This window comes from Streptococcus oralis, from assembly GCF_026782235.1.
In the GTDB taxonomy this organism is placed as follows: Bacteria; Bacillota; Bacilli; order Lactobacillales; family Streptococcaceae; genus Streptococcus; species Streptococcus oralis_CC.
On the sequence record NZ_JAKUWE010000003.1, the window covers coordinates 72,905 to 98,511 of the forward strand.

At 41.7% G+C, this 25,607-nt stretch carries 25 protein-coding genes; 18 read left to right on the forward strand and 7 right to left on the reverse strand.

Annotation, left to right across the window (positions count from 1 at the left end; translation table 11 throughout):
• Nucleotides 1–31: 31 nt before the first annotated feature.
• From MK396_RS03890 to MK396_RS03915, 6 genes are all read left to right on the forward strand, one after another.
• Nucleotides 32–874, forward strand: coding sequence for an aldo/keto reductase (locus MK396_RS03890; RefSeq protein WP_125840673.1), 843 nt, complete (start codon nt 32–34; stop codon nt 872–874).
• 289 nt (nt 875–1,163) lie between these two features.
• Nucleotides 1,164–5,675 carry a S8 family serine peptidase gene (locus MK396_RS03895; protein ID WP_268723719.1) on the forward strand — a complete coding sequence of 1,504 codons (4,512 nt, stop codon included), beginning with the start codon at nt 1,164–1,166 and terminating at the stop codon, nt 5,673–5,675.
• Between the two features lie 317 nt (nt 5,676–5,992).
• A complete protein-coding gene (locus MK396_RS03900) occupies nt 5,993–6,364 on the forward strand; it encodes a GFA family protein (protein ID WP_268723720.1) in 372 nt (123 codons plus the stop codon).
• A gap of 35 nt (nt 6,365–6,399) precedes the next feature.
• The gene (gene glyQ / locus MK396_RS03905; RefSeq protein ID WP_213988690.1) at nt 6,400–7,317 is read left to right on the forward strand and encodes a glycine--tRNA ligase subunit alpha; all 918 of its coding nucleotides are present in this window, start codon (nt 6,400–6,402) and stop codon (nt 7,315–7,317) included.
• Between the two features lie 260 nt (nt 7,318–7,577).
• Entirely contained in the window at nt 7,578–9,614 is a 2,037-nt protein-coding gene (gene glyS, locus MK396_RS03910; RefSeq protein ID WP_268723721.1) for a glycine--tRNA ligase subunit beta, read from the forward strand.
• 44 nt (nt 9,615–9,658) lie between these two features.
• Complete coding sequence (locus tag MK396_RS03915) at nt 9,659–9,916, forward strand: DUF896 family protein (RefSeq protein WP_000377481.1); 258 nt, start codon at nt 9,659–9,661, stop codon at nt 9,914–9,916.
• Nucleotides 9,917–9,996: 80 nt separating this feature from the next.
• Here MK396_RS03915 and MK396_RS03920 read toward each other — a convergent pair whose 3' ends face one another.
• From MK396_RS03920 to MK396_RS03930, 3 genes are read right to left on the reverse strand one after another with little or no spacing between them, the layout of a single operon-like run.
• On the reverse strand, nt 9,997–11,241 hold the full coding sequence (locus tag MK396_RS03920; protein WP_000673665.1) for an NAD(P)H-dependent oxidoreductase: 1,245 nt from the start codon (nt 11,239–11,241) through the stop codon (nt 9,997–9,999).
• Between the two features lie 17 nt (nt 11,242–11,258).
• Entirely contained in the window at nt 11,259–11,864 is a 606-nt protein-coding gene (locus tag MK396_RS03925) for an NADPH-dependent FMN reductase (RefSeq protein WP_000915933.1), read from the reverse strand.
• Between the two features lie 33 nt (nt 11,865–11,897).
• The gene (locus tag MK396_RS03930) at nt 11,898–12,812 is read right to left on the reverse strand and encodes an FAD:protein FMN transferase (RefSeq protein WP_268723722.1); all 915 of its coding nucleotides are present in this window, start codon (nt 12,810–12,812) and stop codon (nt 11,898–11,900) included.
• Between the two features lie 307 nt (nt 12,813–13,119).
• On the opposite strand from MK396_RS03930, the gene nox reads away from it, so the two are divergent.
• The 3 genes from nox to pdxT all read left to right on the forward strand — a co-directional run bounded on the left by nox (nt 13,120) and on the right by pdxT (nt 16,259).
• Complete coding sequence (nox, locus tag MK396_RS03935; protein ID WP_000036761.1) at nt 13,120–14,499, forward strand: H2O-forming NADH oxidase; 1,380 nt, start codon at nt 13,120–13,122, stop codon at nt 14,497–14,499.
• A 302-nt stretch (nt 14,500–14,801) separates the two neighbouring features.
• Nucleotides 14,802–15,677 carry a pyridoxal 5'-phosphate synthase lyase subunit PdxS gene (gene pdxS, locus MK396_RS03940; protein ID WP_000138520.1) on the forward strand — a complete coding sequence of 292 codons (876 nt, stop codon included), beginning with the start codon at nt 14,802–14,804 and terminating at the stop codon, nt 15,675–15,677.
• A complete protein-coding gene (pdxT, locus tag MK396_RS03945) occupies nt 15,678–16,259 on the forward strand; it encodes a pyridoxal 5'-phosphate synthase glutaminase subunit PdxT (protein WP_000689961.1) in 582 nt (193 codons plus the stop codon).
• 19 nt (nt 16,260–16,278) lie between these two features.
• Here the strand turns inward: pdxT and trhA are convergent, their stop codons facing one another.
• Nucleotides 16,279–16,926 carry a PAQR family membrane homeostasis protein TrhA gene (gene trhA, locus MK396_RS03950; protein ID WP_001097976.1) on the reverse strand — a complete coding sequence of 216 codons (648 nt, stop codon included), beginning with the start codon at nt 16,924–16,926 and terminating at the stop codon, nt 16,279–16,281.
• On the reverse strand, nt 16,923–17,369 hold the full coding sequence (locus tag MK396_RS03955; protein ID WP_268723723.1) for a DUF1836 domain-containing protein: 447 nt from the start codon (nt 17,367–17,369) through the stop codon (nt 16,923–16,925). Before MK396_RS03955 ends, trhA begins: the two co-directional genes overlap by 4 nt.
• A 134-nt stretch (nt 17,370–17,503) precedes the next feature.
• On the opposite strand from MK396_RS03955, the gene MK396_RS03960 reads away from it, so the two are divergent.
• The 7 genes from MK396_RS03960 to trxB all read left to right on the forward strand — a co-directional run bounded on the left by MK396_RS03960 (nt 17,504) and on the right by trxB (nt 21,858).
• Nucleotides 17,504–17,998: a GNAT family N-acetyltransferase gene (locus MK396_RS03960; RefSeq protein WP_268723724.1), complete on the forward strand. Its 495-nt coding sequence runs from the start codon at nt 17,504–17,506 to the stop codon at nt 17,996–17,998.
• Nucleotides 17,995–18,510, forward strand: a complete 516-nt coding sequence (locus MK396_RS03965; protein WP_268723725.1) for a methylated-DNA--[protein]-cysteine S-methyltransferase — start codon at nt 17,995–17,997, stop codon at nt 18,508–18,510. Before MK396_RS03960 ends, MK396_RS03965 begins: the two co-directional genes overlap by 4 nt.
• Before the next feature lie 12 nt (nt 18,511–18,522).
• Nucleotides 18,523–18,879, forward strand: a complete 357-nt coding sequence (locus MK396_RS03970) for an arsenate reductase family protein (protein ID WP_268723726.1) — start codon at nt 18,523–18,525, stop codon at nt 18,877–18,879.
• A gap of 156 nt (nt 18,880–19,035) precedes the next feature.
• Nucleotides 19,036–19,836: an amino acid ABC transporter permease gene (locus MK396_RS03975; RefSeq protein WP_000219162.1), complete on the forward strand. Its 801-nt coding sequence runs from the start codon at nt 19,036–19,038 to the stop codon at nt 19,834–19,836.
• Complete coding sequence (locus MK396_RS03980) at nt 19,836–20,579, forward strand: amino acid ABC transporter ATP-binding protein (protein ID WP_268723727.1); 744 nt, start codon at nt 19,836–19,838, stop codon at nt 20,577–20,579. Before MK396_RS03975 ends, MK396_RS03980 begins: the two co-directional genes overlap by 1 nt.
• A gap of 77 nt (nt 20,580–20,656) precedes the next feature.
• Nucleotides 20,657–20,881 (forward strand): DUF4059 family protein, encoded by a 225-nt coding sequence (locus MK396_RS03985; protein WP_000926603.1) that lies wholly within the window; start codon nt 20,657–20,659, stop codon nt 20,879–20,881.
• Nucleotides 20,882–20,946: 65 nt separating this feature from the next.
• Nucleotides 20,947–21,858, forward strand: coding sequence for a thioredoxin-disulfide reductase (gene trxB / locus MK396_RS03990; RefSeq protein WP_268723728.1), 912 nt, complete (start codon nt 20,947–20,949; stop codon nt 21,856–21,858).
• A gap of 38 nt (nt 21,859–21,896) precedes the next feature.
• Here the strand turns inward: trxB and rlmB are convergent, their stop codons facing one another.
• Nucleotides 21,897–22,625 (reverse strand): 23S rRNA (guanosine(2251)-2'-O)-methyltransferase RlmB, encoded by a 729-nt coding sequence (rlmB, locus tag MK396_RS03995; protein WP_125413559.1) that lies wholly within the window; start codon nt 22,623–22,625, stop codon nt 21,897–21,899.
• A 44-nt stretch (nt 22,626–22,669) separates the two neighbouring features.
• On the reverse strand, nt 22,670–23,281 hold the full coding sequence (gene def, locus MK396_RS04000; protein ID WP_001272959.1) for a peptide deformylase: 612 nt from the start codon (nt 23,279–23,281) through the stop codon (nt 22,670–22,672).
• A gap of 154 nt (nt 23,282–23,435) precedes the next feature.
• Here def and MK396_RS04005 point away from each other — a divergent pair, with 154 nt between their 5' ends.
• Together MK396_RS04005 and MK396_RS04010 are read left to right on the forward strand one after the other, a co-directional pair.
• Complete coding sequence (locus MK396_RS04005) at nt 23,436–24,755, forward strand: CapA family protein (protein ID WP_268723729.1); 1,320 nt, start codon at nt 23,436–23,438, stop codon at nt 24,753–24,755.
• Between the two features lie 23 nt (nt 24,756–24,778).
• Nucleotides 24,779–25,606 carry an HAD family hydrolase gene (locus MK396_RS04010; protein ID WP_268723730.1) on the forward strand — a complete coding sequence of 276 codons (828 nt, stop codon included), beginning with the start codon at nt 24,779–24,781 and terminating at the stop codon, nt 25,604–25,606.
• Nucleotide 25,607 lies beyond the last annotated feature (1 nt).

A 25,607-nucleotide genomic window follows, 5' to 3' on the forward strand; every position in this document is an offset into this window, starting at 1 on the left:
TTAGATTTTCTTCACATAGAAAGGAAAAACGATGAAATCTTACACCCTTAATAATGAAGTTTCCATTCCTGTACTAGGATTTGGAACATGGAAAGCTGAAAATGGAGAGGTGGCCTACCAAGCCGTTTTAGAAGCCTTAAAGGCCGGCTATCGTCATATCGATACTGCAGCTATCTATAAAAATGAGGAAAGTGTTGGTCGTGCTATTCGAGATAGCGGTCTTCCACGACAAGAAATCTTTGTAACGACCAAACTCTGGAATACCAATCACAGCTATGAAGAAACTCGCCAAGCATTTGAAGAATCAATGGAAAAACTGGGATTGGATTATCTAGATTTGTACCTTATCCATTGGCCAAATCCAAAACCACTAAGAGAAAATGACGAATGGAAAACTCGCAATGCTGAAGTCTGGAGAGCGATGGAGGACCTTTACCAAGAAGGCAAAATACGTGCTATCGGCGTTAGTAATTTCCTTCCTCATCATTTGGACGCCTTGCTTGAGACAGCAAGAATCATCCCGGCGGTCAATCAGGTTCGCTTGGCACCAGGAGTTTATCAAGAGGAAGTGGTTGACTACTGTAGAGAGAAAGGAATTCTCTTAGAGGCTTGGGGACCATTTGGGCAAGGAGAGCTGTTTGAACAGAAAGAAGTCCAAGAAATTGCTGCTAAGCATGGGAAATCAGTGGCTCAAATTGCCTTGGCTTGGAGTTTGGCAGAAGGATTTTTACCTCTACCTAAGTCAGTGACAGCCTCTCGCATCCAGAGCAATCTGGACTGTTTTGGAATTGAACTCAGCAAAGACGAGCGAGAAGTCTTAAAGACAATTTCAGTGACTTCAGGCGCACCTCGTGTGGATGAGATGGATTTTTAGTTTGTGAAATCTATTTATACCGAAATAACAAAGACTAGGAATTTTAAATCCTAGTCTTTTTGTGTATAAAAAATCTAAATGATTTGTATAATAAAATAGTTTTATAAATTGAAATAAATGAATAAATCTAAAATATGTTGCTTTGATAGAGCGAATAACCCGAACAATAAAACTAAATAAGAACATTACATACGCAAATATTACATTTTTATGACAATTCAGATTTTTGTGAAAATTTTTGATTATTTGCGTTATAATAGGTATACTTTAAAGAAAAAGGAGATTATTTATGGATAGACGACAACGTTTTTCATTACGGAAATACAAATTTGGTCTTGCTTCAGTTTTATTGGGAACTGCTTTGGTTTTTGGAGCAAGTCAAGTTAATGCCAATGAGCAGAGTACAGGTGAAAATCAAGCACAAACTCAGGCAATCAAGACAGAGCTAAAAGACGATAAACACTCAAACTCTTCGATTGACCTAACTACCACTAATGTGATAGCACCAGTAGTTGGAGAAAAACAAGAAGCTGAAACTTCTAAAGAGGATGCTAGTAAACAAGATGCTAGGGTAGAAGCCCCAGTTGATAAAACTGCCGAAGCCCAAGAATCAGGGAAAGATAGCGCAGTTGCAAAAGAAGGAAATAAAGGTGTCGTCCAAAAAGAAACAACAGTCGATACGACTACCGCGTCTGCCACTGAGAAGGTCTCTACCATAGAGAAAAAAGAGGCTCAAGCAACGACAGCTCCTAAAACTACTGGAGAAACAGCAACTACTGAAAAAGAACAAGAAAAAGCTGAGTATGCAAAACCCAATAGTCTTTCAAGCAATGATATCATCACAGTACCAAAAACTTGGAAGGCTGGTTACAAGGGGACGGGGACCGTTGTTGCCATTATTGACTCTGGGCTTGATTTGAATCATGAGGTTCTTCGAATTTCAGACCCGTCAAAAGCAAAATTTAAAAACAAGGAAGCTGTCGAAACAGCTAAAAAGGCTGCTGGAATCGACTACGGTAAATGGTATAGCGATAAGGTTGTCTATGCCTATGACTACTTTGATGGAACGGATAAGATCAAAGAAGCAGAAAGAACTTCTCATGGAATGCACGTAACAGGGATTGCTGCTGGAAACCCTGATAAAGAAGCACCAAATGGTGAAAAGGTCTATGGTGTGGCGCCAGAAGCTCAAGTCATGTTTATGCGTGTCTTTTCAGACCGCCAAAAAACGACCAGTTCTGCTCTTTATGTAAAGGCGATTGATGACGCAGTTGCCTTGGGAGCAGATGCCATTAATATGAGTTTGGGATCTAGCACTGGTTCTATGGTCGATGCTGGTTCTGATATTGTGGATGCCATCAAACGGGCTCGTGCCAAGGGAGTGTCTGTTCTTATCTCAGCAGGAAATAGCAATACATTCGGAAATGGTTATTCAAAACCGCTAGCCGAAAACCCAGACTATGGCTTGGTTGGAAATCCATCCACTGTTGAAGATTCGATTTCAGTTGCTTCTGTCAACAACAAAACATTGACGACAGCGGTTTTTGAAGTCAAAGGTCTAGAGGGAAATGCCGGCCTTCATAACGGAAAATTTGATTATAATCAACCTGAGGCAGATAAGGATTTTGAAAAAGGAAAAGAGTATGAATACGTTGAAGCAGGGTTAGGTCGTGAAGAAGACTTTGCTAAGTTGGATTTAACTGGGAAACTTGCCCTCATTCAGCGTGGAGCCATGAATTTTTCAGAGAAGATCAAAAATGCACGAAAACACGGTGCAGTTGGTGCTTTGATCTACAATAATGTAGAAGGCGCAAACATCAATATGTCTATTGATGATGAAGCAAAGAAAATTCCTTCTGTATTTATTTCTAAACAGTATGGTGAAGCCTTAAAATCAGGAAACTACAAGATTGTTTTTAATGGTAAGATGGATAATCGTCCTTCTGATGTAGCCAATCAGCTATCTGACTTTTCAAGTTGGGGAGTGACTACTGATGGACAATTGAAACCAGACGTAACAGCTCCTGGCGGCAATATCTACTCATCCTTTAATGACAATACCTATGGTAGTATCAGCGGAACCAGTATGGCGGCTCCTCACGTTACGGGTGTTGCAGTTCTGGTTAAGGAATACCTTCAAAAACACCATCCAGAATTGACTCCTGAGCAAGTATCAGAGACTGTCAAGGCCTTGATCATGTCAACTGCAAAACCACATGTTAATAAGGATACAGGCACTTATACCTCTCCTCGTCAGCAAGGTTCTGGTATTGTGGATACAGCTGCTGCAGTTTCAACCGACCTCTATGTAACGGGTGAAAATGGTTATCCAAGTGTGACTTTAGGAAATGTGGGAGATCAATTTACTTTTAAGGTCACTGTACACAATATTTCAGATACTGACCGTACTCTCAAGATGGTAGTGAATACTAATACAGACGAAGTCCAGGATGGGAAATTCACCCTTCGACCTCGAAAACTAACGGAGACAGTCTGGCCTGAAGTGACGGTCAAAGCCCACAGCAGTCAAACAGTCACTGTTAAAGTGGATGCTCAAAAATTTGCTGCTGAACTCAGCAAACAAATGCCAAATGGCTATTTCCTTGAAGGTTTTGTTCGATTTGTAGATCCAGCAGATGATGGGGATGTTGTGAGTCTTGCATTTATGGGCTTCCGAGGAGAATTCCAAAATCTCCCCGCTGTCGAAAAACCAATTTACAACCTTGTTCGAGAAGGGAAAAACGGATTTTACACGGAAGTAGACAAGGAAAATCCTGCCGTTAACTACTCTAATGATGCCACCTATCTCGCAACCTTGCAAAATGATCTTCTAGTTTCTAAAGGTCAACGCCAAGGACGCCGAATTACCGTTCTTGGAATCGAACAAAATGCTGAAGGTAAGCATGTTCTTCAGTTGGACGAAAAAGGGAATGTCCGTATTGCCATTTCTCCAAATGATGACGGAAACAAAGACCTAGTTGAATACAAAACGGTTGCTTTGAGAAATCTGGTAAATCTTCGGGCAACAGTTTATGCGGCTACGGATACTAAGCATGAACATCCTATTTGGGAGGGCGATGCAAAGGATCTTCGTAAAAATTATTTTGATGGTGACAGTAGAAATCTGAAGAGTTATATTCTAGATAATACTGCTTGGAGAGGTCAGGATTTTGATGGCAATACCGTAGCGGATGGTTTATATGACTATGTTATCAGTTATACACCAGACGTTCCAGGAGCCAAAGAACAATACACAACCTTCAAAATTCAAATTGATACTCAAAAACCTGTCATCACAAGTGGTTATATTCGTTTTAAAGATGGAAACCAAGAATTCGTAGCTCGCAAACCAAAAGATGTGGGTCAAGGTGGTATTCTTTCAGAAAAAGTCTTCTATATCACACCATTTGACCAAAAAGGGACCATGGTTCTAACTGGAAAGGACCAGTCTGGAACGCGTGCGCTTGAGAACACCCATCTGATTAAGGCCAATGCTGACGGTAGTTATACACTTCCTAAGGATGTTGACAAGGCTAATATTTACTATCTTGTTGAGGACTATGCAGGAAATGTAGACTATATCTCGCTTGCTGAACTTGTCCGCGATCAAAATAGTGGTCGAGTTAAAATTGACTTGAAGGATGCAAAAACAAACCAAGATATTGATACCCTCTACGTTTATCGAATCAAAAATAGCAAGGGGCAATATGTTGATGTTGACAAGACAAAAGCGATTCATTTCTTACAGTTTGGTCATTATACAGCAGAAATTTTCAGTTATGACCGAACAGAATTGAAATTTATCAGTGCCTTGTCCCAAGAGTTTGACCTAACGGAAGAAAATAGTTTCCAAACCATTACCTTCCTAGCAAATCTCCTAGAATATGCACCAGTGTCTGTTTCCTTCAATCAAGCCGTTCCAAAGACGACTACAGTGGTTCTGAAAGGAGAAGATGGTTCAAGGATCACTCTTCCTGTTGAAAAATATGGTCAATACGCCTTTGGTAAGAAAGTTGCTACAGGTCGTTATACTGTACAAGTCACCTTGCCAACTGGATACGAACTCCTTGAAGATCTCGTTTCCTTGCTCGTTCAGCCAGGTCGAAATAATGCTTTGCGTCTATCTGTTGTGTCTAAGTTGGCCTTGATTATTGCGGTAAATCAACAAAAAGAACTGGTAGAAACGTCTCGTTACTTTAATAGTAGTGCAGATAAGAGAAAAGCTTATGACCAAGCTTTCCAAGTGGCGCAGTCAGCCTTGTCAAGCAAGTTGAAGCAAGAATTGATTGATGGCGTTCTCGCTAGTCTTGAAGCTGCTGGTAAGGCTTTGGATGGAAAAGATTCGAACGTTACAGCCTTGAAAGAAGCTATGAAAGCTTACTATGCAACGACTAAAACTGGACGATATGCGAATGCCAAGGAAAAAGTACGTCGAGCTTATGATCGTGCCTTCCAAGAAATTGCCTTACTAGCTGTAGATCCTAAAGTCAAACAGGATCAAATTGACCAATCTCTCATTGCCCTAGCGACGGCTAAAAGCAAACTAAATGGCAAGGCAACAGACTTCTCTAGTCTGAAGAAACTGGTCAAAGATGAACGCCTTTTCCAAGAAAAGAACGCGAGATTTATCTATGCTGACAAGAAAGAAAAAGCAGCTTATCTTCTAACTTTTAAAGAGGCACAGGAACTCCTTAAAGATTCAGGAGCGAGCCAAGAAGATGTCAAAGATGCCATTACAGCATTGAAACAAGCCAAGAGAAATCTGCATGGCAAAAAACCAAAAGCAAGAAGACACCCTTAAACAGGAGTTTCTGAAGCTTTACTGATAAATGAGTCTGGAACTTTGTTTTCAGACTCATTTTTGGTTTACACTAGCTAGAAAATCTGCTATAATACTAGCTAGGAAAGAAAGTCTTATGGCGTTCTTCAAGCGAGCTTGGGGTAGTGGGAGCCAAGTAGAATAAGGTAAGAAACTGGCGCTTTCTGTCGTATTTTTAAAAACAATGAAGTAATAAATTAGGGTGGAACCGCGTTTCTGACGCCCCTAGTCGCAAGGCTTGGGGGTTGAAATTCGGTTCTTTTTGAATTTCGTCTAATGCCTAAGTAGAAAGGAGCATAATGCTTAAAGGATCTTGTTTATGCAAAGCAGTGACCTACACTTTAGATGAGGAATTGTCGGAATTAGTTTTTTGCCACTGCTCATTCTGTCGGAAAGCAACTGCGTCTGCCTATACAGTGAATGCCAAAGTTAGCAGTAAAAACCTAGTATTGCATGGAAAAGAACAGTTGGTTATCTATAGTTCATCTCCAGGAAAACAACGCTATTACTGTCAGAACTGTCATAGTCAAATTTTCACTGCTCAAGAAAATATACCAGAAGTCTGTGCTTTGAAATTAGGTACAATAGACGAATGCGATCAGAATTTACGAACTGTTCCCAAACGTCATATTTTTCAGGACCCAGCTTTTTCTTGGTTGCTTGATGAATAAAGCTAAAAAGATAATATAAATTAAAGGAGTAAACAATGTCTAAGAAATTAACATTTCAAGAAATTATTTTGACTTTGCAACAATTTTGGAATGACCAAGGTTGTATGCTTATGCAGGCTTATGACAATGAAAAAGGTGCGGGGACGATGAGTCCTTACACTTTCCTTCGTGCTATCGGACCTGAGCCATGGAATGCAGCTTATGTAGAGCCATCACGTCGTCCTGCTGACGGTCGATACGGGGAAAACCCTAACCGTCTATACCAACATCACCAATTCCAAGTAGTGATGAAGCCTTCTCCATCAAATATCCAAGAGCTTTACCTTGAGTCTTTGGAAAAATTGGGTATCAATCCTTTGGAGCACGATATTCGTTTCGTTGAGGACAACTGGGAAAATCCATCAACTGGATCAGCTGGTCTTGGATGGGAAGTTTGGCTTGATGGGATGGAAATTACTCAGTTCACTTATTTCCAACAAGTTGGTGGATTGGCAACTGGCCCTGTGACTGCGGAAGTTACCTATGGTTTGGAACGTTTGGCTTCTTACATTCAAGAAGTGGGCTCTGTCTATGATATTGAGTGGGCCGATGGCGTAAAATATGGAGAAATCTTCATCCAGCCTGAGTACGAGCACTCAAAATATTCATTTGAAATTTCGGACCAAGAAATGTTGCTTGAAAACTTTGATAAGTTTGAAAAAGAAGCTGGTCGTGCCTTGGAAGAAGGCTTGGTACACCCTGCCTATGACTATGTTCTCAAATGTTCACACACCTTTAATCTGCTTGATGCGCGTGGTGCCGTATCTGTAACCGAGCGCGCAGGCTATATCGCTCGTATCCGTAACTTGGCCCGTGTCGTAGCCAAAACCTTTGTCGCAGAACGCAAACGCCTAGGCTACCCACTTTTGGATGAAGAAACACGAGCTAAACTCTTAGCAGAAGACGCAGAATAGTAAGTAATACTGTGCTCTAAAATCGTTAAAGGCAAGTCGAAGACTTGCTAGAGGGATATGCACCGCCGTACTGTTATGTGGGGATTTTTGAAACCTTGGGTTCAAAAATCAGTCAGCTAAATCCACTTTGATGAGACGGTTGGAAATCTTAGTTTATTTGGTATAAGATTTCCTTACAGACTCACAAAAGTTAGTTAGCGACGTCCCCAGTACCTAAGGTGCATATCAAAAAAGATTGAAGAAAATGTAAAGGAAAAAACATGACAAAAAACTTATTAGTAGAACTCGGTCTTGAAGAGTTACCAGCCTACGTAGTAACTCCAAGTGAAAAACAACTAGGTGAAAAAATGGCAGCCTTCCTCAAAGAAAATCGTCTTTCCTTTGAAGCCATTCAAACCTTCTCAACACCACGTCGTTTGGCTGTTCGTGTGACTGGGCTTGCAGACAAACAGTCTGATTTGACAGAAGATTTCAAGGGACCAGCAAAGAAAATTGCCTTGGATAGTGATGGAAACTTCACCAAAGCAGCTCAAGGATTTGTCCGTGGGAAAGGCTTGACAGTTGAAGATATTGAATTCCGTGAAATCAAGGGTGAAGAATATGTCTATGTTACCAAGGAAGAAGTGGGCCAACCAGTTGAGAACATTGTTCCTAGTGTTGTAGATGTCTTGAAGTCACTGACTTTCCCTGTCAGCATGCACTGGGCTAACAATACTTTTGAATATATCCGCCCTGTACACACTTTGACAGTTCTCTTGGACGAGCAAGAGTTTGACTTGGATTTCCTTGATATCAAGGGCGGTCGTGTGAGTCGCGGCCATCGTTTCTTGGGACAAGAAACTAAGATTCAGTTAGCATTGAGCTATGAAGAAGACCTTCGTAAACAATTTGTAATTGCGGATCCACGTGAACGTGAGCAAATGATTGTTGACCAAATCAAGGCAATCGAAGCTGAACATGGTGTACGTATCGAAATTGATGCTGACTTGCTCAATGAAGTCTTGAACTTGGTTGAATACCCAACTGCCTTTATGGGAAGTTTTGATGCCAAATACCTTGAAGTTCCAGAAGAAGTTTTGGTGACTTCGATGAAGGAGCACCAACGTTACTTCGTTGTTCGTGATCAAGACGGTAAACTTCTGCCAAACTTCATTTCTGTTCGTAACGGAAACGCAGAGCATTTGGAAAATGTTATCAAGGGTAATGAAAAAGTCTTGGTAGCACGCTTGGAAGATGGAGAATTCTTCTGGCGTGAAGACCAAAAATTGATGATTTCTGATCTTGTTGAAAAATTGAACCATGTGACCTTCCATGAAAAGATTGGTTCCCTTCGTGAACACATGATTCGTACAGGTCAGATTGCCGTCCTTTTGGCGGAAAAAGCTGGTTTATCAGTGGATGAAACGATTGATCTTGCCCGCGCAGCATCCATTTACAAGTTTGACTTGTTGACAGGGATGGTTGGTGAGTTTGATGAACTCCAAGGAATTATGGGTGAGAAATATGCCCTTCTTGCTGGGGAAACTCCAGCAGTTGCGGCTGCCATTCGTGAACACTACATGCCTACATCAGCGGACGGAGCTCTCCCAGAGAGCAAGATTGGAGCCATTCTAGCCATTGCAGACAAATTGGATACGATTTTGAGTTTCTTCTCAGTGGGCTTGATTCCATCAGGTTCTAATGATCCTTATGCCCTTCGTCGTGCAACTCAAGGTGTAGTTCGTATCTTGGATGCTTTTGGTTGGCACATTGCTATGGATGAGCTGATTGATAGCCTTTATGCTTTGAAATTTGATAGCTTGACTTATGAAAATAAAGCAGAGGTCATGGACTTTATCAAGGCTCGTGTCGATAAGATGATGGGTTCAACTCCAAAAGACATTAAGGAAGCAGTCCTTGCAAGTTCGAACTTTGTCGTGGCGGATATGTTGGAAGCAGCAAGTGCTCTTGTAGAAGCAAGCAAGGAAGAAAACTTCAAACCGTCTGTCGAATCTCTCTCTCGTGCTTTTAATTTGGCTGAGAAAGCGGAAGGATCTGAAACAGTTGACCCTGCTCTCTTTGAAAATGAAGAAGAGAAAGCCTTGGCGGAAGCAGTAGAATCACTCGTTTTATCAGGGACTGCAAGTCAGCAATTAGAACAACTCTTTGCGCTTAGTCCAGTTATTGATGCTTTCTTTGAGAATACTATGGTAATGACCGATGATCAAGATATTCGTCAAAATCGATTGGCCATCTTGTCGCAATTAACCAAGAAAGCAGCTAAGCTTGCACGCTTTAACCAAATCAATACCAAGTAGATTCTCTATTAAACGAACTGTATCTTTTTACAAAGGAGATAAACATGGATTCAAAAAAAATCGCTCGTATCAACGAGCTCGCTAAAAAGAAAAAAACAGAAGGCTTAACTTCTGCTGAAAAAGTGGAACAAGCTAAACTTCGTGAGGAATACATTGAAGGCTATCGTCGTGCTGTTCGTCACCATATTGAAGGAATTAAAATTGTGGACGAGGAAGGAAATGACGTAACGCCAGAAAAACTACGCCAAGTGCAACGTGAAAAAGGTTTACATGGTCGTAGTTTGGATGATCCTAACTCATAAAATGAAAGGGGTTTGTAGATGATTTACAATCCCCTTTTCTGTTGTAATAAAAAAGGAGCATTTGGCTCCTTTTGTGTTTCTTAGTTACTTGCGCCAGAAGTAGCGTCTGCGCCACCACCGTGGCCTCCAGCGTCACCTGAATCAGAAGCACCAGAAGTAGCATCAGCATCTCCATGACCTCCGGCAGCAGGAGCAAAAGGTCCACTACCACCTACCAAACGTTGACCAGTCTCTTTTAGGTACCAGTCAAGCCATGGTTGGAAGTTAAAGACGATTTCATTGATTCCAGCGTATGATCCATCAGGATAGTACATCGCTTGGTAGTTGTGGGTGTTGATGACACCTGCAGGAGAACCTGGAACGATCGTACGGACGTATTCTTGGTTTCCGTTACGAAGTGTTCCGATAACCCACTCTACATTCTTCATACGTGCTGGTGGAAGAGATCCATGAACAGTCGACATACGGTTACCTGATTGAGGTGGTACACGTTTGGCAAACATGGTGTCTGGATCTTGGTGAGCGTTATTGTAGTAGAGGAATTGGTTGTTATCATCAGCGTATGTCAATTCAAATGGCATAGCTTTCAAGAACATATCAATTTGGTTAACTGTCAGGATACCGTGGTCCAGTTTGACATAGGTATCACCAGAAACAGCTCCAGTGATTGCAGCAACTTTTTCTACCCATTCTGGATCGTCAGGATCAACTTCTGTGATGGTTGTAGCAATTGGTTTTCCACAATCCAAGTCTTCTGGTTCGATTGGTTTTGGTTTTTTCAATTTCGAAACGACTCCTACGTATTTTACAAAGTTATCTAAGCAAGTTTCAAGGAATTTAACAGTGCCTTCGTTGGTGATATTTCCGTCGTTATCAAAAGCTTCCTTAGCTTTACCAAGAAGGAATTCGTTACCTGGAAGCGTGTAGGCATTAACACCTGGGGCGTCAAGGATTTTACGAAGGTGAACTTGGGCGCGTGATGTTCCTTGGTCGTAGTATGATGCTCCCACAATCATAACAGGCTTGTTTTCAAATGGATGAACTTCGTATGAAAGCCATTCGAGTACAGATTTGAGTGAAGCCGAGATAGTGTGGTTGTGCTCAGGAGTGGCGATAATGACACCATCAGCACGTGTAATCTTGTTATACAAGAAACGCAATTGGAAGCTTTCGTCCCATTTTTCGTCTTGGTTAAACATTGGAACTTCGTCGATTTCAAGGACTTCTAATTCAAATTTGAATTTAAAATTGCGACGGATAAATTCCAAGAGTTTGCGGTTATATGATTGATCGTAGTTTGATCCAACAAGTCCAACAAATTTCATTCTTTCGGTCTCCTATCTTACAAATTTTCCCAGTCAAATTCTTCTGCATCTTTACGAAGCAATTCTTGTGCATTGCGCAATTTCTCAGTAATCTTCACAAAGATACGGAAGTCATCAAAGATGGCATCTAATTTTTTAATAACATCAAGGTCAACTAAATCACCACTTGGGTTAAATGCTTGAAGAGAGTGTGAGAGCAAGAATTCATCTGGTAGAACATTTGCCTTAATTTCAGGAGCGTTCAAGATTTGACGAAGTTGCAATTGGGCACGAGATGAACCAAGTGTACCGTAAGAAGCACCAGTGATCATGATTGGTTTGTTCAAAAGTGGGTAGATACCGTAAGATAGCCAAGCAAGAGCGCTCATCAAAACTGCAGGGATAGAGTGGTCGTACTCAGGAGTACCGATAATCACACCGTCAGATGCTTCAATTTTAGCTGCAATCTCAAGAATTTCAGCTGGAAGTTGCTTATCTGCTGGTTTGTTGAAAACAGGAATGTCCTTGATTTCAACAAGTTCAATCTCAGCCTTGTCGGCAAAGTGTTTTTGCATGTATTGGAGCAATTGGCGGTTTGTAGAACGTTTAGAGTTCGTTCCAACAATGGCAATAAGTTTTAGCATGAGATTTCCTTTCTCTTTTTACATAATACAAATTTAAAGGCCTGAAGAACATGTAAGGTTCCCCTCTTTGTCGATGAGGATGGCTTCGATACCATCTAAACTTTCGACTTGCCAGAGGATAGAAGCGCTACGTTCTCCGAAAAGGCGGGTTGTCCAAATCTCACCATCAACGGATTTATCTGAGATAATCGTTAGGCTAGCGAGGTCTGTTTCGACAGGAAATCCTGTCTCACTATCAAAGATATGGTGATAGTCTTTTCCATCTACTGTCAGGTGGCGTTCATAAATACCTGAAGTGACAACGGATTTGTTAGACGCAGGAATGGTTAGGAGATGATTGCCACGAGGATTTCGCGGATCTTGAATCCCAATCTGCCAGGCTTTCCCTTCTTTAGCTTGGTTATTCCCGATGGTGAGGATATTTCCTCCGAGATTGATCAAGGCAGAGGTGACACCGTGTGCTTTTAAATACTGGGCAACCTTATCTGCACTATAGCCTTTGGCTAAGCAACCTAGATCAAGCTTCATTCCTTTCTTCTCTAAAAAAACAGTAGAGCTAGTCGGATCCAACTTGATAAAATGCGGGTTAACTAGGGGCAAGACAGCTTCGATTTCGTTTAACTCTGGAAGTCGTGCATCTGCAAATCCGATTCGCCAGGTTTGAATCAAGGGACCGATACTGATATTTAGATGGCTAGAGGGAGCTAGGCTGTGCTCTAGTCCAAGAGCAATCAGTTCAAATAGGTCAGGATGAACCTTAACAGGTGTGATTCCAGCCTGGTAGTTGATTTCCATCAGTTCGGATTCTTGACTGTTGGCGTTAAAGCGGTATTCGAGCTCTTTGAGCAAGTCAAAAGCGTCCTGAAGCAGGATTTCTGCCTGTTCATCTACTAATGAAATCGTGATAGTTGTTCCCATTAGCCGTTCAGAACGTGAATGAAGAGGCAAGCTACCAGCTCCTTTCTTTTCATAGGAAATCATTCAATATAAGTTGGTTAAAGAAAAATTAAACCCCTTACATGTTCTTTCCATGTAACTAGCATACCATAAAGTCAGCGTTTTCACAAATGGATTTTGACAAAAAGTCAAGAAATATGCTCAAAATTAGCATGAAAACGATAGAAAAATAATGTTTGTTAATATTAAGTGTATTTTTTTCTGAAAAAAAGAGAATTCTGAGCAAATACCTTGTAAACGCTAACAGTAAATGATATACTAGAAAAGTAAATCAAAAATTAAAGGTAGGAATTTTTCTATGAGTAAAATCGTTGTAGTTGGTGCTAACCACGCTGGTACAGCTTGTATTAATACGATGTTGGACAACTTCGGACATGAGAACGAAATCGTAGTATTTGACCAAAACTCAAATATTTCATTCCTTGGTTGTGGAATGGCGCTTTGGATCGGGGAACAAATTGATGGCCCAGAAGGTCTCTTCTACTCTGATAAAGAAAAATTGGAAGCAAAAGGTGCTAAAGTTTACATGAACTCACCAGTTCTTTCAATTGACTACGATAACAAAGTTGTGACTGCAGAAGTTGAAGGAAAAGAGCACAAAGAATCTTATGACAAATTGATCTTTGCAACTGGTTCAACTCCAATCTTGCCTCCAATCGAAGGTGTTGAAATCGTTAAGGGCAACCGCGAATTCAAAGCAACTCTTGAAAATGTACAATTTGTTAAATTGTACCAAAACGCTGAAGAAGTTATTGAAAAACTTGAAGACAAGAGCAAACACCTTGAGCGCATTGCCGTTGTTGGTGGTGGTTACATCGGTGTAGAACTTGCCGAAGCCTTTGAGCGTCTTGGAAAAGAAGTGGTGCTTGTCGATATCGTAGACACAGTCTTGAACGGCTACTATGACAAAGACTTCACTCAAATGATGGCGAAGAACTTGGAAGACCACAACATCCGCTTGGCTCTTGGTCAAACAGTTAAAGCCATCCAAGGTGATGGAAAAGTTGAACGCTTGGTAACAGACAAAGAAACATTTGATGTAGATATGGTGGTTCTTGCTGTTGGTTTCCGTCCAAACACAGCTCTTGCTGACGGTAAGATTGAACTCTTCCGCAACGGTGCCTTCCTTGTAGATAAGAAACAAGAAACATCTATCCCAGGTGTATACGCTGTTGGTGACTGTGCAACTGTTTATGACAATGCACGTAAAGATACAAGCTACATCGCTCTTGCATCAAACGCTGTACGTACTGGTATCGTTGGTGCTTACAATGCTTGTGGCCATGAATTGGAAGGAATCGGAGTTCAAGGATCAAACGGTATTTCAATCTACGGTCTTCACATGGTTTCAACTGGTTTGACTCTTGAAAAAGCCAAAGCTGCAGGCTATAATGCAACTGAAACTGGATTTAACGATCTTCAAAAACCAGAATTTATCAAACATGACAACCACGAAGTTGCCATCAAGATTGTCTTTGACAAAGACAGTCGCGAAATCCTTGGTGCACAAATGGTGTCACATGATGCTGCTATCAGTATGGGAATCCACATGTTCTCACTTGCTATCCAAGAGCATGTAACCATTGATAAATTGGCTTTGACAGACCTATTCTTCTTGCCACATTTCAACAAACCATACAATTACATCACAATGGCTGCACTTACAGCTGAAAAATAAAATTTGATGAACTATCTGGCCTTAAGTTAAGGTCAGATAGTTTTTTAGTTATACTCTTCGAAAATCTCTTCAAACCACGTCAGCTTCGCCTTACCGTATATATGTTACTGACTTCGTCAGTTCTATCTACAACCTCAAAGCAGTGCTTTGAGCAACCTGCGGCTAGCTTCCTAGTTTGCTCTTTGATTTTCATTGAGTATCAATCTGTACCCATACAATTATCCTTTTTTTATCTTGTACTTCATTCTAATCTGGCTTAAAATGAAATGGTAGCTACCAATACAAATGATGAGGATTAAGAAATGACTGAAAATCGTTATGAACTAAATAAAAACTTGGCACAGATGCTCAAAGGTGGGGTTATCATGGACGTTCAGAACCCTGAACAGGCTCGTATCGCAGAGGCTGCTGGTGCGGCAGCTGTTATGGCGTTGGAGCGGATTCCAGCTGATATTCGTGCAGCTGGTGGAGTTTCCCGTATGAGTGATCCAAAGATGATTAAGGAAATCCAAGAAGCGGTCAGCATTCCAGTGATGGCCAAGGTCAGAATTGGGCATTTTGTTGAAGCTCAGATTTTAGAGGCTATTGAGATTGACTATATCGATGAGAGTGAAGTACTGTCTCCAGCAGACGATCGTTTCCATGTAGATAAGAAAGAATTTCAAGTTCCTTTTGTTTGTGGAGCTAAGGACTTGGGTGAAGCCTTGCGTCGTATCGCTGAAGGAGCTTCTATGATTCGGACAAAAGGAGAACCGGGTACAGGAGACATTGTTCAAGCCGTTCGTCATATGCGCATGATGAATCAAGAAATTCGCCGCATTCAAAATCTCCGTGAGGATGAACTTTATGTTGCTGCCAAGGACTTACAAGTCCCTGTTGAATTGGTCCAATACGTTCATGAACATGGAAAATTACCAGTTGTAAACTTTGCAGCTGGAGGCGTTGCAACGCCAGCAGATGCTGCGCTGATGATGCAATTGGGAGCAGAGGGCGTCTTTGTCGGTTCAGGTATTTTCAAGTCAGGCGATCCTGTTAAACGAGCAAGTGCTATTGTCAAAGCCGTAACCAACTACCAAAATCCTCAAATTCTGGCTCAAATCTCTGAAGACCTAGGGGAAGCCATGGTTGGTATTAACGAGAATGAAATCCAAATTCTAATGGCTGAGCGAGGAAAATAGATGAAAATCGGGATATTAGCCTTGCAAGGTGCCTTTGCAGAACATGCAAAAGTGTTAGAGAAGTTAGGTGTTGTTAGTGTAGAAATCAGAAATTTAGAGGATTTTCAACAACATCAGAGTGACTTGTCGGGTTTGATATTACCTGGTGGTGAGTCTACGACTATGGGCAAGCTCTTGCGCGACCAGCAGATGTTGATTCCAATCCGAGAAGCTATTTCATCTGGACTTCCAGTTTTTGGTACTTGCGCAGGCTTGATTTTGCTGGCTAAGGAAATCACTTCTCAGGAAGAAAGTCATCTTGGAACCATGGATATAGTGGTTGAGCGCAATGCCTATGGGCGTCAACTAGGAAGTTTTTATACAGAGGCAGAATGTAAGGGAGTCGGTCAGATTCCCATGACCTTTATCCGTGGACCTATTATTAGTGAAGTTGGTAAGGATGTTGATGTTCTGGCAGTAGTGAATAACCAAATCGTTGCAGCTCAAGAAAAAAATATGCTGGTGACCTCTTTTCATCCAGAATTGACAGATGATGTTCTCTTGCACCAGTACTTTATCAATATGTGTAAAGAAAAAAGTTGAGAAAAGATTCTCAACTTTTTTACATGTAATAAACAATCGCGATATATTGGAGTGCAGATGCCGCTAGGATAAAGAGATGCCAAATCATGTGGAAATAAGGTTTTTTCTTAGCGTAAAATCCAGCTCCAACTGTATAACAGAGTCCGCCAGTTACCATGAGACTCCAGAAAATTGGCGTTGTTTGACTGATAATAGCAGGAATGATAGCCAGAACCAACCAGCCCATGATCAGGTAAAGGGCAAGGCTGAATTTTTCATTGACCTTTTTAGCAAAGATTTTATAGAGGATGCCAAAGATGGTCGTTCCCCACTGAATGGCAATGATCAGATAGCCAAACCAGTTATTCATCAAAGTCAATACGACTGGCGTATAAGAGCCTGCGATAGCCACATAAATCATAGAGTGGTCGATGATTCGCAAAACGTATTTGTGGGTCGAACCATAGGCCATAGAGTGGTAAATAGTTGATGAGAGGAACATGAGAAAGAGACTGATAACAAAGATAGAAACACCAAAAGATGATAAAAACCCATGTACTTCATAACTGTAGGTGGATGAAATGGGGAGTAAGATGAGCATGATAACCGCACCCACAGCATGGGTCACGCTATTAGCGATTTCCTCTCCAAAACTGAGCTTTTTACTGAGTTTTAAGCTTGTATTCATTGGATTTCCTCCCCTTCTTTGATAAGGATTAAGTCTAGAGTTTGATGATAGAGTTTAACCGTTTGACAGCTGGTTTGGATAATAGGATTTTCTGGATCAATCCCATGGTTCATGTAGTCCACAAAAGCGTCGTAGAGCTGGTCTGAGCTCGCTTGAGTTTGTAGAGTATTAAGTGTCTGGGCGATTTCTTGGATCGAAAAGACAGACTTGAGAGTGGTGATGGCAATCAAACGGGCAATCTGTTTGCGTTGGTATTTCTTCTTGTCAGGCTTTGTCAGGTAACCATGTTTGACATAGTTATTGACCATAGATGCTGTTAGTCTCTTGTCCTTATCTGGAGAGATAGGGGCACAGACCTGATTGACATAAAGTAAAACCTGATCCAGATAGAGGTCAATGTTTGGAATGTCTTCCCATTTTGGGTAGGAAAAGTTAGAATTCATTTCCAACTCCTTTTTATCTAGTTTTAACAACTAGATTATAAAATAATAAAAAACAAAAGTCAAGTTTCAACTGCTTGTAGAAAGCTTTAAATTATGCTATGATGAGAGAAAATAGTTAGAAATGAGGGGAAGAGATGGAGATTCGTTTAGCCTTTCCAAACGAAGTAGATGCGATTATGCAGGTGATGGAGGATGCCAAAAAGTGTTTAGCCAAGTCTGGTAGCGACCAGTGGCAAAATGGCTATCCAAATGCCGACATCATTATTGATGATATCATCTCTGGTCAAGCCTATGTGGCCTTGGAAGAGGGAGAACTGTTAGCCTATGCTGCTGTGACCAAGAGCCCAGAGGAAGCCTATGAAGCCATTTATGAAGGAAGTTGGCAGGGGGAAGAATCAGAATATCTGGTCTTTCACCGTATCGCTGTGGCAGCAGATGTCCAAGGGCAGGGAGTTGCTCAGACTTTCCTAGAAGGCTTGATTGAAGGTTTTGATTATCTAGATTTTCGTTCAGATACACATGTTGAAAACAAGGCCATGCAGCATATCTTTGAAAAACTTGGATTTAGTCAGGTCGGAAAAGTTCCAGTTGATGGAGAACGCTTGGCCTATCAGAAATTAAAAAAATGAAGCAGAAAAAGTACGCAAAAATGCTCTACCCGTCGCCAATTGGGACCTTATCCTTAGTTGCTGACAAGCAATATCTGTATGGAATTTGGGTGCAGGACCAAACTCATTTTGAGAGGGGATTAGGGGATGAAACGATAGAAGAAGTTGGTAGCCATCCTGTATTAGAGCAAGTTATTTCCTATTTAGATACCTATTTCGAAGGCAGTGTTCAGGATCTATCTGACTTACCTTTGGCTCCTATTGGAACAGATTTTGAAAAGCGAGTCTGGACTTACTTACAGGCCATTCCTTATGGTCAAACAGTAACTTACGGACAAATAGCTCAAGATCTGCAAGTGGCTTCTGCTCAAGCGATTGGCGGAGCAGTGGGGCGTAATCCTTGGTCCATCCTCGTACCCTGTCACCGTGTGCTGGGATCAGGCAATCGTCTGACAGGCTATGCATCGGGAGTCGAAAAGAAAGCCTGGCTCTTGCAACATGAAGGTGCAGCATTTCAAGAAAATAAAAAATAGAAAGAAAAGAAGATGTTAGAATTTATCGAATACCCAAAATGTTCAACTTGTAAGAAAGCAAAAAATGAATTGGATCAACTTGGACTGGAATACCAAGATGTCCACATCGTAGAAGAAACCCCAAGTGAAGACGTGATTTTGAAGTGGTTAGAAACTTCCGGTTTTGAAGTGAAACAATTTTTCAATACTAGCGGGATCAAATACCGCGAACTAGGCCTAAAAGATAAGGTGGGAAGTTTGTCAAAACCAGAAGCAGCCAAGCTTCTAGCCAGTGATGGCATGTTATTGAAACGTCCAATTTTGGTGGAGAATGGTGCTGTTAAACAAATCGGCTATAGAAAAACCTACGGGGGACTGGGCTTGAAATAGTTTTTATTTATCTCCTTGATAGGTAAAATATATAGCCTCCCTGTTTTAAAGTGTGATAAACTAGAAGATAGACAAAGTCTGAGCAGCCCGTAGCAAATAATTTGCTTGCGAGCAGAAGTATGATAGAATGAATCATTATCAGGAGAGGATGTTTTTATGACTGTTACAACATTTTTAGCATCAGATTGGTACCAAAGTTTGATGCAACTCATTCCGGATGGTAAACTCTTTAGTTTGCGTTCGGTCTTTGACGGAATTCCAAGGATTGTCCAGCAACTGCCTACAACCTTGATGTTAACGCTTGGAGGTGCACTCTTTGGTTTGCTACTTGCCTTGATTTTTGCCATTGTTAAGATTAATCGTGTTAAGATTCTATATCCCTTGCAGGCCTTTTTCGTCAGCTTCTTAAAAGGTACTCCAATCCTAGTTCAACTTATGTTGACCTACTACGGAATTCCTTTAGCACTGAAAGCTATCAACCAGCAATGGGGCACTGGTTTCAATATCAATGCGATTCCAGCAGCGCTTTTTGCGATTGTGGCCTTTGCTTTTAATGAGGCGGCTTATGCAAGTGAAACGATTCGTGCAGCCATCCTTTCTGTTAATCCAGGTGAAATTGAGGCGGCGCGTAGTTTGGGTATGACACGAGCACAAGTTTACCGTCGTGTGATTATTCCAAATGCAGCGGTGGTAGCGACACCGACTTTGATTAACTCCCTCATCGGTTTGACTAAGGGAACATCTCTAGCCTTTAGTGCAGGAGTTGTGGAAGTTTTTGCTCAAGCTCAGATTTTGGGTGGAGCTGATTACCGCTATTTTGAACGCTTCATCTCCGTTGCTCTTGTTTATTGGGTAGTCAATATCGGAATTGAAAGCCTCGGTCGTTTCATCGAGAGAAAAATGGCTATTTCTGCACCTGATACAGTGTCTACAGATGTGAAAGGAGACCTTCGTTAATGATTAAGATTTCGAATTTAAGCAAATCCTTTTCAGGACAGACTGTCTTGGATCATCTGGACTTGGATATTCAAAAAGGTGAGGTAGTGGCTTTGATTGGTTCATCTGGAGCTGGGAAGTCAACCTTTCTTCGTAGTTTGAACTACCTTGAAACTCCAGATAGTGGAACGATTCAGATTGACAATTTTAAAGTTGATTTTTCTAAGATTAGCCAAGAAGAGATCCTAACCCTTCGTCGCAAGTTGTCCATGGTTTTCCAACAGTTTAATTTGTTTGAACGCCGAACTGCTCTTGACAATGTCAAGGAAGGTTTGGTTGTCGTTAAAAAATTATCGGACGATGAAGCAACAAAAATCGCTAAGGAAGAGTTGGCCAAGGTTGGTCTTTCTGACCGTGAAAACCATTATCCTCGCCACTTATCAGGTGGACAGAAGCAACGGGTCGCCATCGCGCGTGCGCTTGCTATGAAACCAGATGTCTTGCTCTTGGATGAGCCCACTTCAGCCCTTGACCCAGAGTTGGTCGGTGAAGTAGAAAAGTCTATTGCAGACGCTGCCAAGTCAGGTCAGACCATGATTTTGGTCAGTCACGATATGTCTTTTGTAACCCAAGTGGCAGATAAGGTTTTATTCCTAGATAAAGGGAAAATCATCGAGTCTGGCACACCGGATGAAATCATCAATCATCCGAAAGAAGAACGAACAAAAGAATTCTTCGCTAGTTACAAACGAACTTATATTTGATATAATAGAAAAAGGAAAACTCAGTTAGTTGGACTAGCTGAGTTTACTCTTTAAAAAAGATAGAAACGAGAGAGATCATGCTGCTGCAACTGTTTTCTTTATATTTCGAGAGTTTGATCTTAACGACCATCCTTGTCGTGATTTTTCTGGGGATTTGGATTGGATTGAGAGCCATGTCTGGTGTGGACAAGACAGCCAAGGCTCGTCAAGCTCATCTCTATGATATGATTATGATTGGAGTTTTGGTCGTTCCGGTGTTATCCTTTGCCGTCATGAGTTTGCTCTTGGTTTTCAAGGCATAATCCTTGCGTGACTAGCAAGAATAAGTTAGAATAAAGATAGTTACAACAAGAAAGAAGGAATCGAAATGTACGATACGATTATTATCGGTGCTGGACCTGCGGGAATGACCGCTGCCTTATATGCCGCTCGAAGCAATCTGAAAGTAGGCTTGATTGAAGGTGGTCTGCCAGGCGGGCAAATGAATAACACATCTGATATCGAAAACTATCCAGGTTATGCCAATATCAGTGGACCTGAATTGGCTGAAAAGATGTTTGAACCACTTGAAAACCTTGGAGTAGAGCATCTTTATGGCTATGTTGAAAATATTGAAGACCAAGGTGACTATAAGAAGGTAATCACTGATGATCAAGTTTACGAAACCCGTACTGTCATCGTGGCAACTGGGTCAAAACACCGTCTCTTAGGGGTTCCCGGGGAAGAAGAACTGAACAGTCGTGGTGTTTCTTACTGTGCAGTCTGTGATGGAGCATTCTTCCGTGACCAAGACTTGCTCGTAGTCGGTGGTGGAGATTCAGCGGTAGAAGAAGCCCTCTTCTTAACTCGCTTTGCCAAGACTGTCACTATTGTTCACCGTCGTGACCAACTTCGTGCCCAAAAGGTTTTGCAAGACCGTGCTTTTGCAAATGAGAAAGTCAACTTTATCTGGGATTCTGTTGTCAAGGAAATCAAAGGTGAAAACCGAGTAGAATCTGTCGTATTTGAAAATGTAAAAACAGGTCAAGTGACAGAACAAGCCTTTGGAGGTGTCTTTATCTACGTCGGTTTAGATCCTGTTAGCGATTTTGTTAAAGAATTGAATATCCAAAATCAGGCAGGCTGGATTGTGACAGATAACCACATGAAGACTGCCGTTGAAGGTATCTTTGCGGTTGGGGATGTTCGTCAAAAAGACCTTCGCCAAGTAACAACAGCAGTTGGAGACGGAGCTATCGCTGGGCAAGAAGCCTACAAGTTTATCACAGAACATAGTTAATCATAAAAAAGTTTCCAATCAGATGACTGGAAACTTTTTTATAGTCTATTTCGGAAAACTTCGTACATGAGAATGGCTGCAGCAACACTGGCATTGAGGCTTTGAACATGCCCATTCATTGGAATGGTAATCATCTCATCGACCTGTTTTTTGATGTTGCTGGAGATGCCTTTTCCTTCATTTCCGATGATGAGGGCGATTTTCCCTTTTGTATTCCACTTGTGGCAAGGAGTACCGTTCATATCCGTTCCGAAGGTCCAGAAGCCCTCATCCTTAAGTTTATCTAAGGTTTGACTGAGGTTGGTCACTCGGGCAATCGGTACATGCTCAATAGCACCTGTGGCCGTTTTGGCAACGACAGGAGTCACTCCGACAGCACGGTGCTTGGGAATAATGACACCTGAAACATTGGTCGCATCAGCAGTCCTTAAGATAGAACCTAAATTATGGGGGTCAGTTAACCCGTCCAGAATCAATAGCAAAGGATTTTCTTCTTGTCGTGTTTTGGAAAGGATGTGATCCAGATCGCTATAGGCAAATTCGGACACTCGTAGAACAAAACCTTGGTGGACAGCGCCTTCAGTCATCTCAGAGAGGGATTTTTTTGAAGTCCAAGAAATGGATACCTTCTTTTCTGTAGCCAGTTCCTTGACTTTCTCAACATTCTTACCTCGAAGATCTTCTTGGAGGTAAAGTTTATTTCCAGTGTTTGCAAGGAGGGCTTCAGTAACGGCATGGACGCCATAGACAATATCATTTGTTTTCATGCATCTATTATAACACAAAACCCCGTCTTGCAACGGGATTTTCTTTATTCCAGAATCAGTAAACCATCTTTAACAGCAAATGGATCTTTTTCATTGATACGATCGTAAAACATGATTCCGTTTAGATGATCAATTTCATGTTGGACAACGATAGAGTTGTAACCTTTGAGCTTGATTCGGTGTTTTTCGCCATCCTTGTCAAAGTAATCAACAGTGACACGGGCATGACGGACAACATAGCCTGGAACGTTTCGGTCAACAGAAAGGCAACCTTCTCCTTCGCCAAGAGCAGCGTCCTGAACAGAGTGAGAGACAATTTTTGGATTGTACATAACAGCTTGCAAATCGTAGGCTTCCTGAGGAGTTTCACCTTCTTCTACAATATTTGGGACCAAAACGGCGATAATGCGTTTTGAGATATCCAGCTGGGGAGCGGCCAATCCAACTCCACCGCGGAGCCCCATCTTTTCAGCCATAACAGGATCTTGGGAATGTTTGAGGAATTGCATCATCTTTTCGCCAAGGATGATTTCCTGGTCAGACAGTGGGAAAGTGACCTCCTCAGCAACTGCGCGAAGAGTAGGGTTTCCCTCACGGATAATATCGTTCATATCAATTAAATGAGCAGCTTTTGTAATACGTTCTATAGCAGACATTTTCTCTCCTTTCATTACCTCTACATGATAACACAAAATAGGCGAGAAAGAAAGTCGCAGAAGTTCCTAAAAAATAATATAATAAACGGTATTCCTCTTTTGTCTGTGGTATAATAAAAGAAAAGACTTGCAGTAAAAGCAAGGGGGAATAAAGATGGAAAAGCGACAAGATAGACGGTCTCAGGGCTCTCTTTATGGGGTGTGGAGAACTAGTGTGGATTTCTTTCGGAATTATAAATCCTGGACCAATGCCCAGTTTATTATTGTGTTATTGCTTGCAGTTGCCTTATCCATGGGGGTAAACTTATTAGTTCGAGCAGTACAAGGTAGTAAGGGAACGAGTCCTAGTAGTCAAACTCTTGATTCTGCAAGTACTTCCAGTCAATCCAAGGAAAATCAGTCTGGTGAAACGACGGCACGTATCATGGCAAATGGCGACCTTCTCTACCATATCCCTATCTACCGAACAGCTCTTAAAGAAGATGGAACCTATGATTTCCATGAAAATTTTGAGTATGTAAAACCCTGGCTCAAGCAAGCGGATTTGGTAATTGGTGACTTTGAAGGAACAGTGAACAAGGACCACTACTTGGCAGGTTATCCTCTCTTTAATGCACCAGGAGAAGTCATGGATGCGATCAAGGATGCAGGTTACCAAGTTCTAGATTTGGCTCATAATCATATTTTGGATTCTCAAATTGAGGGAGTAGTTTCAACAGCTCAAGCTATTGAAAAGGCTGGAATGACACCCATCGGAGTCTACACACATGAATCCCGAGACCAAGCACCTATAGTCATCAAGGAAGTCAATGGTATCAAGGTAGCTCTCCTGGCCTATTCCTACGGTTTTAATGGCATTGAGCAGTATATCTCTCAAGAGGACTATAATCGCTATCTTTCTGATCTGAATGAAGATAAGATGAAGGCAGAAATCGAGCGTGCTGAGAAGGAAGCAGATATTACTGTTATTATGCCTCAGATGGGAATTGAGTACCAGCTAGAACCAACGGAAGAACAGAAAACACTGTACCATAAGATGATTGACTGGGGAGCCGATATTATCTTTGGAGGGCACCCTCACGTCGTTGAACCTGCTGAAACAGTTGAAAAAGATGGTGACAAAAAACTGATCATCTACTCCATGGGGAATTTCCTCTCAAATCAACGCATTGAAACCATGCAAGATGAGGAAAATGCCAAGTGGACGGAGCGCGGTGTTCTCATGGATGTAACCATTAAGAAAAAAGATGGCAAGACTAGGATTGAAACGGCAAAGGCACATCCGACATGGGTCAATCGAACACCCAAAGGGACTTACTCTCCAGAAGGCTATCCGCTCTTCCTCTATCAGACCTATATCCTAGAGGACTTCATCGAGGGAGGCAGTCACCGTGACAAGTTGGACGAGGCGACCAAGGAACGAATTGACACGGCCTATAAAGAAATGAATGAACATGTAGGGTTGAAGTGGTAGACGCTCACTCTAAAGGAGATATGATGACGATTAAATTAATTGCAACAGACATGGATGGAACCTTGCTAGACCCGAGAGGGCAGCTAGATCTACCCCGCTTGGAAAAGATTTTAGATCAGCTGGATCAAAGGGATATCCGTTTTGTCATTGCGACGGGGAATGAAGTTCACCGTATGAGGCAATTACTAGAACACTTGGCGAGTAGAGTAGTTCTGGTCGTTGCCAATGGGGCGCGTATTTTTGAAAACAATAAACTGATTCAAGCGCAGACCTGGGATGATGCTATGGTTGACACGGCTTTAGTTCATTTTAAAGGGAGAGAGTGCCGAGATCAGTTTGTCGTAACAGGTATGAAGGGTGGTTTTGTCAAGAAAGGGACTGTTTTTACAGACCTAGAAAAATTTATGACACCAGAGATGATTGAAAAATTTTATCAACGAATGAATTTTGTGGAAGACTTGCAAGCTGACCTCTTCGGTGGAGTGTTAAAGATGAGTATGGTTGTTGGTGAAGAACGCTCTAGTTCTGTTTTGCAGGAAATCAATGACCTCTTTAATGGTCATATAAGAGCCGTTTCTAGCGGTTATGGGTGTATTGACATCCTCCAAACTGGTATTCACAAGGCATGGGGATTGGAAGAATTACTCAAGCGCTGGGATTTGAAATCGGAACAAGTTATGGCTTTTGGTGACAGTGAAAATGATGTCGAGATGTTGGAGATGGCTGGTATTGCCTATGCGATGGAAAATGCAGATGATGAGGCCAAGGCAGTTGCGACTGCCCTAGCACCAGCTAACAGCCAGGCGGGTGTTTATCAGGTCCTAGAAAATTGGTTAGAGAAAGAGGGATAAG

Coding starts and splice junctions, on each gene's coding strand:
- MK396_RS03965 (WP_268723725.1), top strand. CDS start 17,995: ATGAAGCAGAAAAAGTACGCAAAAATGCTCTACCCGTCGCCAATTGGG.
- pdxT (WP_000689961.1), top strand. CDS start 15,678: ATGAAAATCGGGATATTAGCCTTGCAAGGTGCCTTTGCAGAACATGCA.
- MK396_RS03960 (WP_268723724.1), top strand. CDS start 17,504: ATGGAGATTCGTTTAGCCTTTCCAAACGAAGTAGATGCGATTATGCAG.
- rlmB (WP_125413559.1), bottom strand. CDS start 22,625: ATGAAAACAAATGATATTGTCTATGGCGTCCATGCCGTTACTGAAGCC.
- MK396_RS03890 (WP_125840673.1), top strand. CDS start 32: ATGAAATCTTACACCCTTAATAATGAAGTTTCCATTCCTGTACTAGGA.
- nox (WP_000036761.1), top strand. CDS start 13,120: ATGAGTAAAATCGTTGTAGTTGGTGCTAACCACGCTGGTACAGCTTGT.
- MK396_RS03920 (WP_000673665.1), bottom strand. CDS start 11,241: ATGAAATTTGTTGGACTTGTTGGATCAAACTACGATCAATCATATAAC.
- def (WP_001272959.1), bottom strand. CDS start 23,281: ATGTCTGCTATAGAACGTATTACAAAAGCTGCTCATTTAATTGATATG.
- MK396_RS03980 (WP_268723727.1), top strand. CDS start 19,836: ATGATTAAGATTTCGAATTTAAGCAAATCCTTTTCAGGACAGACTGTC.
- MK396_RS03975 (WP_000219162.1), top strand. CDS start 19,036: ATGACTGTTACAACATTTTTAGCATCAGATTGGTACCAAAGTTTGATG.
- MK396_RS03955 (WP_268723723.1), bottom strand. CDS start 17,369: ATGAATTCTAACTTTTCCTACCCAAAATGGGAAGACATTCCAAACATT.
- MK396_RS03900 (WP_268723720.1), top strand. CDS start 5,993: ATGCTTAAAGGATCTTGTTTATGCAAAGCAGTGACCTACACTTTAGAT.
- MK396_RS03985 (WP_000926603.1), top strand. CDS start 20,657: ATGCTGCTGCAACTGTTTTCTTTATATTTCGAGAGTTTGATCTTAACG.
- MK396_RS03925 (WP_000915933.1), bottom strand. CDS start 11,864: ATGCTAAAACTTATTGCCATTGTTGGAACGAACTCTAAACGTTCTACA.
- MK396_RS03970 (WP_268723726.1), top strand. CDS start 18,523: ATGTTAGAATTTATCGAATACCCAAAATGTTCAACTTGTAAGAAAGCA.
- glyQ (WP_213988690.1), top strand. CDS start 6,400: ATGTCTAAGAAATTAACATTTCAAGAAATTATTTTGACTTTGCAACAA.
- MK396_RS04010 (WP_268723730.1), top strand. CDS start 24,779: ATGACGATTAAATTAATTGCAACAGACATGGATGGAACCTTGCTAGAC.
- MK396_RS04005 (WP_268723729.1), top strand. CDS start 23,436: ATGGAAAAGCGACAAGATAGACGGTCTCAGGGCTCTCTTTATGGGGTG.
- trhA (WP_001097976.1), bottom strand. CDS start 16,926: ATGAATACAAGCTTAAAACTCAGTAAAAAGCTCAGTTTTGGAGAGGAA.
- MK396_RS03895 (WP_268723719.1), top strand. CDS start 1,164: ATGGATAGACGACAACGTTTTTCATTACGGAAATACAAATTTGGTCTT.
- pdxS (WP_000138520.1), top strand. CDS start 14,802: ATGACTGAAAATCGTTATGAACTAAATAAAAACTTGGCACAGATGCTC.
- trxB (WP_268723728.1), top strand. CDS start 20,947: ATGTACGATACGATTATTATCGGTGCTGGACCTGCGGGAATGACCGCT.
- glyS (WP_268723721.1), top strand. CDS start 7,578: ATGACAAAAAACTTATTAGTAGAACTCGGTCTTGAAGAGTTACCAGCC.
- MK396_RS03915 (WP_000377481.1), top strand. CDS start 9,659: ATGGATTCAAAAAAAATCGCTCGTATCAACGAGCTCGCTAAAAAGAAA.